17 protein-coding genes are annotated in these 17,130 nt (G+C 37.3%); 13 read left to right on the plus strand and 4 right to left on the minus strand.

Annotated features, from left to right (window positions below):
* Positions 1-10 precede the first annotated feature (10 nt).
* Positions 11-496: a VOC family protein gene (locus LJY09_RS01010; protein WP_028411900.1), complete on the plus strand. Its 486-nt coding sequence runs from the start codon at positions 11-13 to the stop codon at positions 494-496.
* A 36-nt stretch (positions 497-532) separates the two neighbouring features.
* Here the strand turns inward: LJY09_RS01010 and LJY09_RS01015 are convergent, their stop codons facing one another.
* Complete coding sequence (locus LJY09_RS01015) at positions 533-1,069, minus strand: L,D-transpeptidase (RefSeq protein WP_155010743.1); 537 nt, start codon at positions 1,067-1,069, stop codon at positions 533-535.
* A 277-nt stretch (positions 1,070-1,346) separates the two neighbouring features.
* Between LJY09_RS01015 and mscL the strand changes: the two genes are divergently transcribed.
* The 10 genes from mscL (at position 1,347) to LJY09_RS01065 (ending at position 11,930) form a co-directional block, all read left to right on the plus strand.
* On the plus strand, positions 1,347-1,742 hold the full coding sequence (gene mscL, locus LJY09_RS01020) for a large conductance mechanosensitive channel protein MscL (RefSeq protein ID WP_028411898.1): 396 nt from the start codon (positions 1,347-1,349) through the stop codon (positions 1,740-1,742).
* Positions 1,743-1,936: 194 nt separating this feature from the next.
* Positions 1,937-4,006: an LTA synthase family protein gene (locus LJY09_RS01025; protein WP_099000531.1), complete on the plus strand. Its 2,070-nt coding sequence runs from the start codon at positions 1,937-1,939 to the stop codon at positions 4,004-4,006.
* 201 nt (positions 4,007-4,207) lie between these two features.
* Positions 4,208-4,750 carry a helix-turn-helix domain-containing protein gene (locus tag LJY09_RS01030; protein WP_028411896.1) on the plus strand — a complete coding sequence of 181 codons (543 nt, stop codon included), beginning with the start codon at positions 4,208-4,210 and terminating at the stop codon, positions 4,748-4,750.
* 20 nt (positions 4,751-4,770) lie between these two features.
* The gene (locus LJY09_RS01035) at positions 4,771-5,880 is read left to right on the plus strand and encodes an ABC transporter ATP-binding protein (RefSeq protein WP_028411895.1); all 1,110 of its coding nucleotides are present in this window, start codon (positions 4,771-4,773) and stop codon (positions 5,878-5,880) included.
* A complete protein-coding gene (locus LJY09_RS01040) occupies positions 5,870-6,670 on the plus strand; it encodes an ABC transporter permease (protein WP_028411894.1) in 801 nt (266 codons plus the stop codon). Before LJY09_RS01035 ends, LJY09_RS01040 begins: the two co-directional genes overlap by 11 nt.
* A gap of 1 nt (position 6,671) precedes the next feature.
* A complete protein-coding gene (locus LJY09_RS01045) occupies positions 6,672-7,478 on the plus strand; it encodes an ABC transporter permease (protein ID WP_028411893.1) in 807 nt (268 codons plus the stop codon).
* A complete protein-coding gene (locus LJY09_RS01050) occupies positions 7,475-8,548 on the plus strand; it encodes an ABC transporter substrate-binding protein (RefSeq protein WP_028411892.1) in 1,074 nt (357 codons plus the stop codon). The genes LJY09_RS01045 and LJY09_RS01050 overlap by 4 nt, the downstream gene beginning before the upstream one ends.
* A 218-nt stretch (positions 8,549-8,766) precedes the next feature.
* Entirely contained in the window at positions 8,767-9,879 is a 1,113-nt protein-coding gene (locus LJY09_RS01055) for an acyltransferase (RefSeq protein WP_155010744.1), read from the plus strand.
* 145 nt (positions 9,880-10,024) lie between these two features.
* Positions 10,025-10,702: a response regulator transcription factor gene (locus LJY09_RS01060; RefSeq protein ID WP_028411890.1), complete on the plus strand. Its 678-nt coding sequence runs from the start codon at positions 10,025-10,027 to the stop codon at positions 10,700-10,702.
* The gene (locus tag LJY09_RS01065) at positions 10,695-11,930 is read left to right on the plus strand and encodes a sensor histidine kinase (RefSeq protein WP_028411889.1); all 1,236 of its coding nucleotides are present in this window, start codon (positions 10,695-10,697) and stop codon (positions 11,928-11,930) included. The genes LJY09_RS01060 and LJY09_RS01065 overlap by 8 nt, the downstream gene beginning before the upstream one ends.
* A gap of 16 nt (positions 11,931-11,946) precedes the next feature.
* On the opposite strand, the gene LJY09_RS01070 is transcribed toward LJY09_RS01065, so the two are convergent.
* From LJY09_RS01070 to LJY09_RS01080, 3 genes are read right to left on the minus strand one after another with little or no spacing between them, the layout of a single operon-like run.
* On the minus strand, positions 11,947-12,837 hold the full coding sequence (locus LJY09_RS01070) for an RnfABCDGE type electron transport complex subunit D (protein ID WP_228123023.1): 891 nt from the start codon (positions 12,835-12,837) through the stop codon (positions 11,947-11,949).
* Entirely contained in the window at positions 12,818-13,747 is a 930-nt protein-coding gene (locus tag LJY09_RS01075; RefSeq protein WP_228123024.1) for an FAD:protein FMN transferase, read from the minus strand. The genes LJY09_RS01070 and LJY09_RS01075 overlap by 20 nt, the downstream gene beginning before the upstream one ends.
* A 14-nt stretch (positions 13,748-13,761) precedes the next feature.
* Positions 13,762-14,274, minus strand: coding sequence for an FMN-binding protein (locus LJY09_RS01080; protein WP_033580799.1), 513 nt, complete (start codon positions 14,272-14,274; stop codon positions 13,762-13,764).
* 293 nt (positions 14,275-14,567) lie between these two features.
* On the opposite strand from LJY09_RS01080, the gene LJY09_RS01085 reads away from it, so the two are divergent.
* Together LJY09_RS01085 and LJY09_RS01090 are read left to right on the plus strand one after the other, a co-directional pair.
* Positions 14,568-15,650, plus strand: coding sequence for a D-alanine--D-alanine ligase (locus LJY09_RS01085; protein ID WP_013054995.1), 1,083 nt, complete (start codon positions 14,568-14,570; stop codon positions 15,648-15,650).
* A gap of 97 nt (positions 15,651-15,747) precedes the next feature.
* On the plus strand, positions 15,748-17,130 hold the full coding sequence (locus tag LJY09_RS01090; RefSeq protein WP_033580800.1) for a UDP-N-acetylmuramoyl-tripeptide--D-alanyl-D-alanine ligase: 1,383 nt from the start codon (positions 15,748-15,750) through the stop codon (positions 17,128-17,130).

Raw genomic sequence — 17,130 nt, forward strand, 5'->3', positions numbered from 1 at the left:
GGATGATAAAATGGTAGCTATTACTCACGTTGGATTAGCTGTACCTGATGTAGAAGAAGCCGTCCAGTGGTATGGGAAAGTTTTAGGTTTTAAGCTGATTGCCGGTCCTTATACGTTTAATGCGGAGGAAGAAAAAGCTGAAAATATGACTCAAGATTTACTAGGGTCTCATATTAAAAAAATGAAAAATGCTCACATGACAGCTGATAACCAGGTAGGCATTGAACTGTTTGAATTTAATAAGCCGCAAATGCCTCTTGTATTAAAAGACAGCGATGAGCAGTATCAAAGTTATTTTCACATGTGTTTAATAGCCGATGACGTGGAAAAATTAGCGGATAAAATCGAACAATCAGGCGGTAAAAAGCGTAGCCAAGTATGGAATACAAGACCTGGAAAACCTTATTACTTAATTTATTGCGAAGATCCGTTTGGGAATATTATTGAGCTATATTCACATAGTACGGAGCTCATGTATGGGAATAAAGAAGAATAAAAGCTTATCCACATTTTTTGGATAAGCTTTTATTTTTCACATCTGTCCGTAGCCATATACCTTTGCCAGCTCTTCGAAGGTTTTTGATGAATACGTAATAGTTACAGATGTTCCTACTGCTACTTTATCGAATAGTTCTTCCACATCCGCATTGTGCATCCGTACGCAGCCGTGGCTTACATATTTGCCAATGCTAGCTTCTGAGTTATTCCCATGAATACCGTATGTGTCGCCGGTTGTTCCGTTTGCATTAAGCCCTAGCCAGCGAGAGCCAAGAGGATTATTGGGAGCGCCTCCTGCAATGTGCCCTGTATAGTAAGGGCGATTTTTAATTTTGTTAACAATCTTGAAAAAGCCTACCGGCGTATCGCTCCATGTTTTTCCCGTAGCTACTGAATACGTATTTTCTAACTTTCCGTTATGAAAATAAGCAAGCTGATTTGTTTTTTTATTAATAATAATTAAATCTTCACTTGCTGTGTTTTCACTTGCGTCCGCCGTGCTTGCTGTATAAGAAATACTGATAATAGCTGCGAGACACAAAGCCGCTGCTCGCAGTAGAATTTTTCTCACGTTCTAGCCATCTCCTCTATTGTTCGATTACATATTTGATGAATTACATGCTATTAGTGTATAAAAGAAAAATGGACTGAACATGAACCTTACCTGAATGAAAACTGAAAGTGCGTTTTTACATGCGAATATAAAGTGAAAATCTGGGCAGAAATACAACTAAAGGTCTGGTACATATCTCATGAAAAAGAGAAAAATGAAAATGCACCTTGTTTGTTTAATTTAGGATGTATTATCATGAAAGTTTGAAATGAAGGGCAGGAGGTGGAATAAACAGATGCTTAAAGAATTTAAAGAGTTTGCTTTGCGAGGAAATGTATTAGATTTAGCTGTCGGTGTTATTATTGGAGCTGCATTTGGAAAAATTGTCACGTCTCTTGTAAATGATATTATTATGCCGCTGATTGGTTTGTTGTTAGCAGGGATAGACTTTAAAGATTTATCCTTTACGGTTGGAGATGCTACGGTATTATATGGATCTTTTATTCAAACAATTGTTGATTTCTTAATTGTTGCATTCTCGATTTTCTTATTTATTCGTTTCTTTAATCGTTTTAAGAGAAAAGAAGAAGAGAAAGTAGAGGAAGAAGTGGCTGTTCTGTCAAAAGAAGAAGAGATCTTAACAGAAATTCGTGATCTGCTAAAAGCAGAAGCAGTGAAAGAGCGTTCATAACAGCAATTTTTACATACGTATAAAACGGCTAAGAGGCCCGTCTTTTCATCAGAAAAGCGGGCTTTTTTTTGTGGAATTTCTCGGGAAATGTTATTGATGTGATTTTGAGAAAATTAGGCGTGAAGGCGAGAGAGATAGGAATGTTAAAATCATATTAAAAGTGTTAAGATATTGTAAATAGGAGGCTTAAGGTTATGTTTAAACATTTGTATCGTTCTTTGCCAATGCTGGTGGCGTATGGGCTGCTTAGCGTTTTTTTATACAGTGTTGTTATGCTTAATATATCAAATGACACAAAGATATTGTTTGACTGGGCCCAAATCCATACAGCTGGGTTCGTCGTATTAATAGGGGGATGCTCACTTGTCTTATGGGCGCTCACTTTCTATTTACTGCTTCGATTTAATCAGATAGAGAGAATACAAGGTTCGCAGTGGTACGCCATTTTTACGGCAATTGTGTTTTCAATTGCGGTAGCAGCCGTTTCTGCTATGGTTTTTGTTATCTATCATATTGATATACATAATCCAGGCAAAACAATAGAGTGGATGCAAGCATACCCTGAACGCTATCTTTTTACGGTATTTTTACTTTCGCTGTTAACACTAGCGATCATTATGCTAGTAGGGGAAGCTTATTTAGGGGCTGGGATTACCTTTGTTCTGTATTTTATTTTAGCTCTTGTAAACTATTATAAAAAAATCTTTCGAAATGAACCATTGTTCCCGAACGATTTTATTCAGGCGAGTCAGTTAAAAGAAGTTATTCCAATGATTAAAGATTCGATTTCAATTCCTATTGTCATAGGAGTTATTGGATCTATTGTCGTACTGGTTGCTCTTTGGTTTTTCTTGCCGAAAATTAAAATTCGATGGTTTCTTCGAATTATTATGATTCTGCCGCTTATCTTTTTAATGAAATCATTTTTATTCTTTGAACACTCGTTTGCTCAAAAATATTATGATCAATATGCTGCGCTGATGCCTTGGAATCAGCAAAATAATTATTACTATAATGGACCGGTTATTGGCATGATTTCAAATGTTAAAACAGATGTGCTGCAAGAGCCGGATGACTACTCACAGGAAGTAATGGCCAAAGTGGCAAAGCGCATTCATTCAAAGGAAGAGAAAACACAAGAAAGCAAGGCTGAAGTCAAACCAAACGTCGTGTTTGTAATGAATGAAACGTTTTGGGACCCAACAAAGCTTAACGTGACGTTCTCTGAAGATCCAATGAAAAATACAAGAGAACTTCAAAAGAAATATCCTTCTGGGTGGTCTTTAAGTCCTTCATTTGGCGGGGAGACAGCTAATGTAGAGTTTGAAGCATTGACGAGCTACTCTTTGTCTTTCTTTAACCCTGGAGGTCTTCCTTATCAGCATGTATTGAGTAAAAAAGAATATCCGTCTTTTGTTTCTTATTTAGAAAAACAAGGCTATGCTACAACAGCTATGCATCCAAACAGCGGTATGCTTTATATGAGGCAAAATGTGTATCCAAATTTGGGCTTTGATCAAGTGAAGTTTATTGATCAAATGAAGCATACGCAAAAAGATAACAAAGAATTTGTTTCTGATGAAGCGGTAGTTGATGAAGTGCTCGATACGCTTCGTCAGTCGAAAAAGCCTGCGTTTGTGCATGCTGTAACGATTGCAAATCATCTTCCTTATTCTGCGGATAAGTATAATGGTCAGGAAACCATTAAAGTAACCGGTAAAGGGTTATCACCAGAAATGCAAAAGGAAATTGAAATTTATGCTGAAGGAATTAAACGTTCAGATGCTGCTTTAAAACGATTGAACGATGAAATTCAAAAGCTGGACGAGCCGACCATTGTAGTATTTTGGGGAGATCATTTGCCAGCACTTGGACAAAACCTTCAAGCTTACAAAGAAACGGGTTTTGGAAACGAGAAGACGCAGCAAACATCTCAAAAATTTTATGAGACGCCGCTCTTATTTTTATCTAATTACGATACGAAAATAGATAAAAATCTCGGTACGATGAGTCCTATTTATATTGCTCCGACGCTTGTTCAATCTCTTGGTTACAAAAGTAATCTGTTCTACGATCAGCTGAATCAAATGAAAACAGAAGTGCCGGCTTTTCGTTCAAATATGTATATAGATTCAAAAGGAAAGCTAGTGGATGATCCGGCAGCGCTCTCTAATAAAGCTGCAAAAGACCTTCAAGATTACCATGAAGTTGAGTTTGATACATTATCCGGGAAACAGTATGAAACGCGTAGGTTGTATAAATAAAAATAAAAATAAAAACTCCTTTTAAATAAAAGGAGTTTTTATTTTTTAAGTGTTTAAGGTTGTACTAAAAAATAATTCATGTATAATATTTTAAGGTTAAAAGTAAACTTTAAGTTAAGTAAAACAAAACTTGAGTTTGGAACAGCATGAACAATTATTCATGCTGTTTGCTAATTTTAAATACAGTTGAGGATCGAGAGTATGGAAATAGGAAAGAAAATTAAGAATTTACGATTAAAAAAAGGCTTAACACAAGAAGAGCTAGGAGAACGTACTGATTTAAGCAAAGGCTATATTTCGCAGCTTGAGCGCGATTTAAGTTCGCCGTCTTTAGAAACATTTTTTAGTATTTTGGAAGTGCTGGGGTGCGAACCGAAAGAATTCTTCGAAATTGATACGCATGTTCAAAAGGTTGTATATAAAGAGGAAGACTACACGAGTTATTGCGAAGATGAAAAAGGTTACCATATTCAGTGGCTTGTACATGAATCAAATGAAAAAGAAATGGAACCAATTCGTCTTATTCTTCATGAAAAAGGTGCATTTAAGAGATTTGAACCTTCTCTTTCAGAAACGTTTGGCTACATTTTGCGCGGGTGTGTGAAGGTGAAGCTTGGAGGCAGAATATATGAGGCTAAACAAGGGGAAACCATCTATTTTCAAGCTTCTGAAGAACATCAGATTTTAAATGCTCATGACGGAATAACAGAGTTAATTATCGTGGCGACAGAGTCTTATTTATAGAACAAAAGAGGTGAAGTGAAATGACATCTACGAATACAATTATTCAATTTGAAAATGTGACCAAGCAATATGATAATGATTCAGTTGTATTGGATCATGTAAGCTTTGAAATTGAAAAAGGGAAGTTTTATACCCTTTTAGGTCCATCGGGATGTGGAAAGACAACGATTTTACGATTAATTGCAGGCTTTACGGAGGCCTCGAGCGGAACGATTTATTTTAATGGAAAAAGAATTAATGATGTCCCGGCTAACAAACGTCAGGTTAATACGGTTTTTCAAGACTACGCGCTTTTCCCGCATTTGAATGTATTTGAAAATGTAGCATTTGGTCTTCGAATCAAGAAGATGAAAAATGCTGATATTGGGATAAAAGTTAAAGAAGCCCTTCGCTTTGTTAACCTAGAAGGATATGAAAAGAGAGAAATAAAGGAAATGTCGGGCGGTCAAAGACAGCGCGTAGCCATTGCACGAGCAATTGTAAATCAGCCCGAAGTCATTCTGCTGGACGAGCCGCTTTCAGCTCTTGATCTAAAATTGCGTACGGAAATGCAATACGAGTTAAGAGAATTACAGCGCCGTCTAGGTATTACGTTCATTTTTGTTACGCACGATCAAGAAGAAGCGCTTGCGATGTCCGATGAAATCTTTGTTTTGAATAAAGGAAGAATTCAGCAGAGCGGGGAACCTACAGATATTTATGATGAGCCAATTAATCGTTTTGTTGCCGATTTTATTGGTGAATCAAATATTGTACCAGGTAAAATGATTGCTGACTTTTTAGTGGAGTTTGGCGGCCAGCAATTTGAATGTGTCGATCAAGGGTTAAACCGAAATGAGCAGGTTGAAATTGTGATTCGCCCTGAAGATTTAGCCATTACAAGCTCCGATCAAGGAAAGCTGCAGGTTCGTGTAGATTCACAGCTGTTTAGAGGAGTCCATTATGAAATTTTAGGCTATGACCATGCAGGGAATGAGTGGCTCGTCCACTCTACAAAAAAGGCAACGGTTGGCGAAGAAATTGGTTTATATTTTGAACCTGAAGCTATTCACGTTATGCGATTTAATGAAACGGAAGAAGAATTCGATAAGCGACTCGAAGGTTATGAAGAGGATTACCATGCAAACTAAATCAAGAAATATTTATTTAGTCCCGTATGTGTTATGGATTTTGCTTTTTGTAGTTGCTCCCATTGTATTAGTTGTCTATTATTCTTTTTTCAGCATTGATAATGAGCTGACGCTTGAAAACTATAAGAAATTTTTTACCCCTGTTTATTTACAGATGACGCTGAGCTCATTTTGGTATGCCTTTTTAATTACGTTATTTTCCTTGGTTTTTTCTTATCCAACAGCTTATTTACTAACGAAGCTTAAGCATAAGCAGCTTTGGCTTCTACTGATTATTTTACCGACGTGGATTAACCTATTATTAAAAGCTTATGCTTTTTTAGGCATATTCGGCACGTACGGTACGGTTAATAAATTTACTGAATTTCTGGGATTTGGTACTCATCAAATTTTATTTACTGACTTTAGTTTTGTATTTGTATCAGTGTATATTTTTATCCCCTTTATGATTTTGCCGATCTTTAACTCTTTAGAAGAACTTAATCCCTCGCTTATCTACGCTTCGCGAGACTTGGGGGCATCTTCATGGGTGACATTTAAGCGCGTGGTATTTCCGCTAACGCTAGAAGGGGTTAAATCAGGTTGTCAGGCTGTTTTTATTCCAGCACTGTCACTCTTTATGATTACGCGTTTAATTGCTGGAAACCGCGTCATTACACTGGGAACGGCGATTGAACAACATTTTTTAGTGACGCAGGATTGGGGCATGGGAGCCACAATTGCTGTCTTTTTAATTATTGCGATGGCCGTTATGATGCTCATAACAGGCACTGGAAAGAGAGGTGTGTAAAATGAAGAGAAAGTGGAAGTTCAGCCACCTTTATTTATTTTTTGTCTTTTTCATTTTATACGCGCCCATTTTTTATTTAATGTATTACTCTTTTAACAGCGGAGGAAACATGCGAGAGTTTGAAGGGTTTACGTTAGATTGGTACAAAGAAGTGTTTCAAGACACACGTTTGCTCATTATTGTCTTGAATACCTTAATTATTGCTCTATTGTCTTCGGTTATTTCAACGATTATTGGTGTGATAGGAGCACTTGCTATCGTATACGTGAAGCGCAGACGTGTTCAAAATACACTGTTAACATTTAATAATGTGTTAATTGTGAGTCCAGATGTTATTATTGGCGCATCTTTTTTAATTCTATTTACCATTATCGGTGTAAAGCTCGGGTTTATATCGGTATTATTAGCGCATATTGCATTCAGTGTACCGATTGTGGTCATCATGGTTCTGCCTAAGCTGCAGGAAATGAGTCCGACACTGCTCGATGCAGCCCGTGATTTGGGAGCAAGTCGCTTTGAAGTACTTTCGAAAGTGGTATTGCCATTTATTCGTCCGGGTATCTTTGCAGGCTTTTTTATGGCTTTAACTTACTCTTTGGATGACTTTGCGGTTACGTTCTTTGTGACCGGGAATGGTTTTTCCACGCTTTCAGTAGAAATTTACTCGTTAGCAAGAAGAGGGGTCTCGCTGAAAATCAATGCTCTTTCTACTCTTATTTTCATGTTTACCGTGCTGATTGTAATTGGTTATTACTTTATCAGTCAGCGATATAGCAATAAAGCGAAAGGGGTGGCGACTGGAAAATGAAGCAATTAGCAAAGCCGTTTATCTTCATCGTCATCCTTTCTTTCGTTCTTATGTATGTGGTTCATCATTTGAACAATGCCGAAGGATACTCTGGAGGAGATACGCTGACCGTCTATAATTGGGGAGATTATATTGATCCTGATTTAGTGAATCAGTTTGAAAAAGAAACCGGAATTAAAGTCATTTATCAGACCTTTGATTCGAATGAAGCAATGATGACAAAAATTGAACAAGGCGGTACGACATTTGATATTGCTGTTCCTTCTGAATACGCGATTAGCAAGATGCGTGAAGAAAATTTACTATTGCCAATTGATCATTCGAAGCTGCCTAATTTAAAATACATTAATCCGCGTTTTTTAGACCTATCTTTTGATCCTGGCAATAAGTACTCTATTCCTTATTTTTGGGGAACTGTGGGTATTGTTTATAACTCTGATATGATTCATGGTAAGAAGATAAAGAGTTGGAATGATTTATGGGATCCTAAGCTAAAAAATCAAATTTTACTTGCAGATGGCGCTAGAGAAGTGATGGGAATGGGGCTAAACAGCTTAAATTATTCATTAAATGATACGAATAAAGCTCATCTTCAAGAAGCAAAAAGAAAGCTTGATACATTAACACCAAACGTAAAAGCCATTGTAGGAGACGAGATTAAGATGCTCCTAGCAAATGAAGAAGCGGCAGTTGGCGTTGTTTGGTCAGGTGATGCTTCTGAAATTATGAGTGAAAACGATAAGCTGAATTACGTTGTTCCAGAAGAAGGTTCGAATTTATGGTTCGATAACATGGTTATTCCAAAAACGGCTAAAAACGTAGAAGGTGCACATAAATTCATGAATTTTATGCTAGATCCTAAACACGCTGCTCAAAATGCAGAATATGTAGGGTATTCTACGCCTAATAAAAAAGCGTTAGATTATTTGCCGAAAGAAGTAGCGAAAGATGAACGTTTTTATCCGGATGAAGAACTAACCAATAAGCTTGAAGTATATAATAACTTAGGCAAACGAATGCTTGCTTATTACAATGAATTATTTTTAGAATTCAAAATGCACCGTAAATAAAAGGTACTTAGTTAGGCCTTTATACTCAAGTTCTTTATTGTTTTTGTGAATTCAGTTGCGTGATAGCAAGAGGAAAGATAAAATACAAACGAGTAAAGCTAATAACATTTATTTTATGTTATTAGCTTTTTTATTTGTAAAACGGGAAAGATAAGAAAAAATTGAATGTTCTATTATTCATCTAGAATGTATATTTCACATTATATAGGAGAGAAAAAGTGAAGCAAAAACAAAAGCAGCATATTCAATCCATTTATTTTTTACGATTATTCGCTATGATGATGGTTGTGCTCGTACATGTAACAGCAGCGTATGCAACGGTACTGCCATTTGCAAGTGAAGCTTATCAGAAATATCATTTCCTTAACCGAATTGTTCGAATTGAAGCAGGGATCTTCATTGTGATCACAGGTTTAGTTTTCTTTTATAGTTACATTAACAAGCCGTTAACAAAGACTTTATGGAAAACGTATTATGCTCGAAGAGTGACATATATTTTAGTTCCCTATGTTATTTGGGCACTTATTTATGAATTTTATTCGTACCATGTGGGAGCAACAGAATTAAATGCAGCTGATATTGTGAAACGTATTTTACGCGGAGAGTCCTACTATCAGCTTCATTTTATCTTTTTAATTGTACAAGTGTATCTCGTGCTGCCGGTTTTTGTATGGCTAGCACAAAAAGTAACCATTTTTAAAAAATACATGTGGCTGTTTGGTATTATCATTCAGCTTGGTTATTTAATGCTTAACAATACGTATCATATCACTTCATTTAATTTATTTTTAAATACAATGGCTACGTTTTTACTCGGCGGTTGGATTGGTATTTATTATCGCGAACAAGTGGATAAAAAGTACAGTCGTTCAAATATTGTATTATTTCTGGTGACGCTCGGATCGGGAATAGCTATTTCACTGTTAAATTATCACTTATACACAATGAAGACAATTCACATTTCAGGCTTTACGTATGAGGCTGTTAATACGCTTTATTTGGTCGTGGGAAGTTATTTCTTCTTCCGAATTGCAGAGATATTAGCTGAAAAGCTTTCTGTGAAGTCCGTGACGGTCGTTAAAAATATTGCCATGTACTCGTTTGGATTTTACTTGATTCATCCAATGGTTTTAAACTTTGTGGCAAAAGCAGTACCAATACAAGGCAACTATATGTTTCACGTGGAAATCTTGGCACGTTATATTTTGACATTAGCGGGCTGTTACCTCATTATTTGGGGATGTCATCGTCTTTTACCGTTTGCTAGCTTTTTGTTTGGTAAACTGCCAAAAGAAGCGGTGTTCATTTACCGACGTCCTGATCATAAATAGCGTTTAGTTAAAAGTTATGCCTGCTTGCAGGCATAACTTTTTTTATAAAGTATAAGAGATGATAACGCGCTAGTTTTAAAATATTTTTAAAAGTGACATGCTAAGATAATGATTATTTAGGTAATCACAAAAGGGGGAATTTGATATGCGTGTACTTGTAGTAGAAGATGATGCTTCATTATTACACGGTATCGTAGAAGGCTTAAAAGAAGAAGGATATGAAGTTGATTGTGCGTCTGATGGAGATGAAGGTTTGTTTTTAGCAGAGCAGAATATTTATGATGCCTTAATTTTAGATATTATGCTGCCGGGTATGACAGGGCTTGACATACTAAAAAAACTAAGAAAACAAAAGGTGTTGACCAAAGTTATTTTTCTTACTGCAAAAGATAGTGTAGAAGATCGAGTGAAAGGACTCGACTATGGAGCCGATGATTATTTGGTTAAGCCTTTTGCCATGGCTGAACTTTTTGCGAGGTTAAGGGTAATGCTTAGGGACTTGCAGGCAGAAGAAGGTATGATTTCATATGGTCCCATTTCTATACGAGAAGCCAATCATGAAGTAGTGATTAATGGAAGTGTCCTCACGTTAACGATTAAAGAATTTCAGCTTTTGGAATATTTTATTCGAAATAAAGAACAAATCCTTATTCGAGATCAAATTTTTAATCGGGTATGGGGTTTTACATCCGATGTAGGAGTGGGCGTAGTTGATGTTTATGTTCACCATTTAAGAAAGAAGCTTCAGCCTTTTAATTGTGACAATTATGTACGTACAGTCAGAGGCGTAGGCTTTATGTTAAAAGGGGAAGAGCATGTTTAAAAAGACGAGAATCAGGCTTGTGTTATTTAACACAATGGTGCTGATGGTTATCTTGAGCATTTTTAGTGTGGTTTTATATTTTTACATGCAGCATCTTATTTTTTTAAACCCGGACAATCGGCTAAGTGAGATGAGCGAGCAGGTTAAAAAAAGAAATTTACATGAAATTCAGGAAAACAATGAGAGAGAAACAGAACGTCGCGTTGCGTTTTTACTTTGGAGCAGTGATAAAAAATTAATCAAAATTACACCTAAAAAAGGGTTATATACAAACGATATTGACGACTTTAAGCCTGCGCTCTCAGAAGGAAAAATCCAAACGTCGCAAGAGGTAAACGGTCATGCTTATCGAGTGATGAATGTGAAAAATGAAGGATATATAAAAGATCAAGACGTTTCAACAATTCAACTTGTCTTAAACGTAGATCCAGAAACTCAAACCTTAGAGCACCTTGCTTTTCTTCTTGTCATTTCAGCTTTTATTGGACTGCTTCTTTCGCTTGTAGCTGGCTTGTTTTTAGCCAATCGAGCGCTTGTACCTATCCAAAAATCTTGGAACAAACAAGTCGAATTTATTGCAGATGCTTCCCATGAGTTAAGGACGCCTCTTTCCGTGATGCAAACGCATCTCGAGCTATTGTTTAGACGACCAAATCATACGATTGAGCAAGAAAGCGAAAACATTTATCAAAGCTTAAACGAAGTAAAGCGGATGACGAAGCTGGTGGGCAACTTACTAACACTCGCTAGATCTGATTCAAGTGCACAGCTGCTAAACAAAACGGTCTTTAATATGGGTGAGCTAGTTGATAAAGTAGCTAATCAGTTTGAGCCTATATTTGAACTAAAGGAGCTGCATTTCACAAGGGAAATTGAATCGTTAATGTGCGGAGGAGATCAAGAACGACTTCATCAGCTATGTATGATTTTATTAGACAACGCTTTTAAGTACACCCCACCTGGAGAAAGCATTCATATTAGTCTAAAGAAACATCATCACTCTATGATGCTAATTGTCAAAGACACAGGCATTGGAATTGAAGCGAAAGATCTTCCGTATGTGTTTGATCGCTTTTATCGAAGTGATAAGAGTCGGGCGCGTGCCGAAGGAGGATCAGGTTTAGGGCTCGCGATTGCCAAATGGATTGTACAAGCTCATGACGGAGAAATTAAGGTTTTTAGTCAAAAAAACGTGGGTACGGAATTTTATGTGAAAATTCCGCTATGAAAAAAGCTGCCTGTCATTAGGCAGCTTTTTTTGTCACTTTTTTGTTTGCAGTCTTCCATGCTTTCCATGCATTAGCAAGTAACAGGCCGATTAATAAATAGGCAAGGCCGCCAAAAACTAAGTAATCTACGGCGCTAATCGCCCCTGCAAGCATCCCAAATTTTATTTGGTCTTTATACTTCGCAGGAGAAGTTGGCGGATCCGTCACCATAAAGAAGGCTAAAAATAAAGCGGAATTAACAAAAGGAGCTCGTAAAGCATCCGCTACATCACCTACTCCTATTAATGACATAATCGTAAAAATAGCAAAATACACGCCTAAAAACGCAAATACTTGAGGGAATTTATTTACTTTGCTCGTCACAAGGTACCCTGTCACAAACACGAATACAATGAGCCAGACGGGTAGTAAAGATAAGCTTCCCCACCAGCTTTGGCCGCTTGAAAAGACAATAAGTGAAAAGAGAAGACCAAAAGCAGCAGGGTTAAAAATAGGCTTCTTTTTTACTTTTACTAAGTGCTTCGATAAAATAGCAACAGCTACAGTGCAAAATGTGACCCAAGCAGGTGTAGAGGTGCTGAGCACTAAGGCAATAATTAATCCAGTAATAATTCCGCCGTCAGGAAGCTGAATTTTCTTTTTATAAGCAAAAGAAAATCCTAAATCTAAGGCGGCCGCCGAGCATACGGCGAGTAGTAGGTGTCCTAATCCTTGAAAGGCAGAAGAGTTGAATTCACCTAATAAGGTTAAAAGCAGCAGCATAGCCATCACGTATCTTTTAGGTGTTTTAACTAGCTGCCCCCACCGACTTATTTCTTTTGGTTTGTTTTCATCTACAATAATATAACCTTTGGGTGTACTAATATATTTAACACCGCTTCTTCGTTCAGAACGTGTGGTCATCATTCATTAATTCCTCCATATCTGATGTGAAAAAAGGAGTGAAACTAGAATCGAAGAGTACGCCGCGTACGTCGGCATCATTCAATAAATTTACTCCTTTTTCCGCTCCTAAAATAAAAGCTGATGTAGATAATGCATCGGCCAGCATGGCAGAAGGAGCAATAGCTGTACAACTCATTAGACTGCTTCTAGTAGATGGAGATAAGGGATTAACCAAATGATGCATGAATGGTTGCGTCTTATTTTTTCTAGCATAATTTCCTGATGTGCAGACAGCCGTATCTGTTACACGCAAGGTCAGTAATGACTGCGTTTGAATCTGAGGGTGCTGAATCCCGACTTTCCACAAATCTCCGTGTTGATTGAGTCCTTTAACTAGGATGTCTCCTCCGGCATTAATCATAAAATGCTGATAAGGAAGGGAGTGGGCAGCCAAATCAATAGCTAATCCTTTGGCGACCGCTCCAAGATCTATAATCATCGGTTTTTGTAAGAGAACCGTTTTTTTATGTGTATTCAATACGATGTCTTTATAACTTCCAGAATCGACTGCTTCGTTCACTTGTACGAGCTTTCCATCTAAATAATGTTCGTTAAAACCACGTTTTTCTAATTGTTTTCCTACCGTTGGGTCAAAGATTCCATGCGTTTCATCTGCTACTAAGATAGCGAAATGAAGGGCTTCAAATAATAGGGGGCTAACAGCAACAGGTTCTTTGATATGTCTAATTAGCTTCATAACTTCGCTTTTGGCATCAAATCGACTGCATGTCGTTTCGACGGTCTTAAAAATAGTAAATGCCTTTGAGATATGGTGAAGGACATTTGCTTCCTCCGATTGGGGAGCAATTACTTGAATGGACACGGTTGTTCCCATACATAAGACAGAGCGGCTATACGTTTTTATGGACATCATTCGTTTCTCCTTTATGCATTCATTGCTTGCTGAAGGGCGTCATCCACGGCATTTTGAAAATCTTCTGTGCTAAGCGTTGCTCCGCTCACGACGTCGACATCTGAGCTTTGTCTTTGTACGACTTGAGACGGAAGATCCTCAATGTAACTCTCAGAATAGTGAGTATCCGCTTCTGTAATTTCAACTGTATCAATTCGGTCGTTTTTAATGGTCACAGATACGTAAACAGTTCCGATACGGTTGCTTCCTTGACCAGAATACGTTCCATCTTTGTATTTTGTTTTAGGAGCAGAACTTTCGGTACTCGCTGATGAAGGGTGCTTATTAGAAGAAGCGATATCTTCTCCCCAGTTATCATTAACAATTGTTTGATTGTCTGTCTGATCTCTCGTTTTTTTCTGATGATGAGCCGGTGTGACTTGAACAGCTTGCGCGTCAGATAGAGTGTTTATATAACCCGTTGCATAAATACTTCCAATGGCTACGCTGCATGCAGCAATCATCGTTTTTCCCATTTTGCTCATATTTGTTGAACCTCCCGATTTATACCAGAACTATAGTTTCGATTATTGATGGTGATCTTTAGCATAAATAAACTTTATAAATAAACTTTTAAAAAAGATTTAAAATCAAAAAAGTTTTTTCAAAAATAAATGATTCAAGTGAAAAGGTCATTTTAAATAATGAAAGGAGAAGCTGGAATTTCTTTCACAAGCCTAGCTATTTTGACATACGTAATAATAGTTAATATTTCTGTTTACTATCTAAACGTGCATGATAAAATAGAAAAGATGAATATGTGTTAGGAGGAACATCAGTGAAAATTAAGCTTGGCCTTTTATACGGAGGAAAATCCGCTGAACATAAAGTATCTTTACAAACAGCTCTAGCAGTTTCAAAAGCAATTAATCACGATAAATATGAAGTGCATCCAATTTACATTACGGAAACAGGAAAATGGATTCGCGGCACACAGCTGACTGGTCCGCTTGAAACAGTTGCTCAATTAGAAATTCAAGATAACGGAACAGCTATTTCACCAGTTTCATTGAATACAGAAATGTTTGCATTAACAGATTCAAAAACAGATGATCAACTAGATGTTATTTTCCCACTTCTTCATGGTCCAAATGGAGAAGATGGTACGGTACAAGGATTATTAGAATTATTGAATATTCCTTATGTTGGAAACGGCGTATTAGCTTCAGCAGCTGGTATGGATAAAGTTGTAATGAAGCAGCTGTTTGCACAGGCAGGTCTGCCTCAAGTGGAGTACGTATCATTTATCCGCCGCGAGTGGGAAGCAGATCGAACGGCTGCTTATGAAAAAGTAGAAACACTTGGATACCCTTGCTTTGTTAAACCAGCAAACTTAGGTTCAAGTGTTGGGATTAGCAAATGTGATAACCGCGAAGAGTTAGAAGCGGCATTTGTTGAAGCCTTCTTATTCGATCGAAAAATCATTGTAGAAGCAGCAGCAGTTGGTCGTGAAGTTGAAATTGGTGTGTTAGGGAATGATGAAGCAGCTTGTTCAGTAGTTGGAGAAATCTTACCTAAAAAAGCGTTTTACGATTACAAAGCAAAATATGAAGACGGCGATACAGGTCTTATTATTCCAGCTGAAATTACAGAAGAACAGCATCAAGAAATGTCAGCACTAGCAATCAAAGCATTTAAAGCAATTGATGGATCTGGTCTTGTACGTGCAGATTTCTTCTTAACATCAGAAGGTAAATTCATTATTAATGAAGTGAATACGATGCCTGGTTTTACACCTTTCAGTATGTTCCCGTTATTGTGGAAACACGCAGGTGTTGAATATCCAGATTTAATTGAAAAACTTGTATCACTAGCAATTGAACGTCATACCGAAAAGCAGCAAATTAAACACACAATGTAACTCACACAACACTATTCATCATGAATAGTGTTTCTGTGTTTAGTTTCAATTAAATAGTATCCATAGTTTACTTTATATCGAGAGGAGCAAACCAACAATGATTAAACGTACGCTTAAACAGCTAGCTGCAATGATTCCAGGAAGTGTATTTCATAGCGGGAACGAAGCAACTGTAATTGAGGGAGTCTCAATTGATACGAGAACTATTCAGCAAGGCAATTTATATATCCCAATTAAAGGGGAACGTTTTAACGGGCATGTATTTGTCGATAAAGCAATTGAAAACGGAGCGGTCGCTACTCTGTGGAACAAAGATGAAGAAAACCCACCGACAGACATTAGCGTTATTTTAGTCGATGATACGCTAGAAGCTCTTCAGCAATTAGCGAAATCCTATCGTCACGAGTTAGATATTAAAGTAGTGGGCATTACAGGAAGTAACGGAAAAACAACGGCAAAAGACATGGTGAAAGCTGTGCTTGATACAACTTACCGTGTTCTGAAAACAGATGGAAACTTTAATAATCATATTGGCATGCCGCTTACTATTTTGCGTTTAGATGAAACTCATGATATTGCCGTTTTAGAAATGGGCATGAGCAGCCGAGGAGAGATTGAGTTTCTTTCTAATTTAGCGGAGCCTGATGTGGCCATTATTACAAATATCGGAGAATCGCACCTTCAAGACTTAGGAAGTCGTGATGGAATTGCGGAGGCAAAATTAGAAATTACAAGCGGCTTAGCACCAACAGGTCAGCTTGTCTATAATGGTGATGAGCCACTTTTAACGTCGCGCGTAGTTAATCCAGCATTTGAAACGGTGACATTTGGCAGCTCAGAACAAAACGATTTGTATCCAAGTGCTATTTCAGCTGAAGAGTTAGGAACAACATTCACTGTTTCACGTGAAACAACATATTCATTCTTTATCCCGGTATTAGGTAAACATAATGTTCACAATGCGCTTTCTGCTATTGCGGTAGGTCATTATTTTGGACTAGACAACGAAACAATCGCTAAGGGATTAAAAGAATTAAAGCTAACAAATATGCGTATGGAGCTTGTAAAACGAACAGATGGCCTGACCTTCATTAACGACGCATATAACGCAAGTCCAACGTCCGTTAAAGCGGCTATCACGTTGATGCATGATTTAGAAGGCTATAAGCAAAAAATTCTTGTTCTCGGGGATATGCTTGAATTAGGCGATCAGGAAAAAGAGTTCCACAAAGAAGTGGGAGAGTTTATTCAAGCAGAAAAAATTGATTATGTTCTAACATACGGTCCTTTATCTGTTGAAATTGAGCAAGGAGCAAAAAATAATTTTGCAGAAGATAAGGTAATACACTTTGAGGAGAAAGATGAGCTTGTTGAAAAATTAACAGCGATTACAACAAGAGAAGATGTGGTTTTAGTGAAAGCATCTCGAGGGATGAAGCTTGAGGAAGTTATCTCAAAAATGATGCATAAATTACCGTGA

The organism is Priestia sp. J2 (genome assembly GCF_020790095.1).
Lineage (GTDB): Bacteria > Bacillota > Bacilli > Bacillales > Bacillaceae_H > Priestia > Priestia zanthoxyli.

Excerpts from the sequence above, each read along its gene's own strand:
- LJY09_RS01010 (WP_028411900.1), top strand. The coding sequence starts at position 11 with ATGGTAGCTATTACTCACGTTGGATTAGCTGTACCTGATGTAGAAGAA.
- mscL (WP_028411898.1), top strand. The coding sequence starts at position 1,347 with ATGCTTAAAGAATTTAAAGAGTTTGCTTTGCGAGGAAATGTATTAGAT.
- LJY09_RS01025 (WP_099000531.1), top strand. The coding sequence starts at position 1,937 with ATGTTTAAACATTTGTATCGTTCTTTGCCAATGCTGGTGGCGTATGGG.
- LJY09_RS01030 (WP_028411896.1), top strand. The coding sequence starts at position 4,208 with ATGGAAATAGGAAAGAAAATTAAGAATTTACGATTAAAAAAAGGCTTA.
- LJY09_RS01035 (WP_028411895.1), top strand. The coding sequence starts at position 4,771 with ATGACATCTACGAATACAATTATTCAATTTGAAAATGTGACCAAGCAA.
- LJY09_RS01040 (WP_028411894.1), top strand. The coding sequence starts at position 5,870 with ATGCAAACTAAATCAAGAAATATTTATTTAGTCCCGTATGTGTTATGG.
- LJY09_RS01045 (WP_028411893.1), top strand. The coding sequence starts at position 6,672 with ATGAAGAGAAAGTGGAAGTTCAGCCACCTTTATTTATTTTTTGTCTTT.
- LJY09_RS01050 (WP_028411892.1), top strand. The coding sequence starts at position 7,475 with ATGAAGCAATTAGCAAAGCCGTTTATCTTCATCGTCATCCTTTCTTTC.
- LJY09_RS01060 (WP_028411890.1), top strand. The coding sequence starts at position 10,025 with ATGCGTGTACTTGTAGTAGAAGATGATGCTTCATTATTACACGGTATC.
- LJY09_RS01065 (WP_028411889.1), top strand. The coding sequence starts at position 10,695 with ATGTTTAAAAAGACGAGAATCAGGCTTGTGTTATTTAACACAATGGTG.
- LJY09_RS01070 (WP_228123023.1), bottom strand. The coding sequence starts at position 12,837 with ATGATGACCACACGTTCTGAACGAAGAAGCGGTGTTAAATATATTAGT.
- LJY09_RS01075 (WP_228123024.1), bottom strand. The coding sequence starts at position 13,747 with ATGTCCATAAAAACGTATAGCCGCTCTGTCTTATGTATGGGAACAACC.
- LJY09_RS01080 (WP_033580799.1), bottom strand. The coding sequence starts at position 14,274 with ATGAGCAAAATGGGAAAAACGATGATTGCTGCATGCAGCGTAGCCATT.
- LJY09_RS01090 (WP_033580800.1), top strand. The coding sequence starts at position 15,748 with ATGATTAAACGTACGCTTAAACAGCTAGCTGCAATGATTCCAGGAAGT.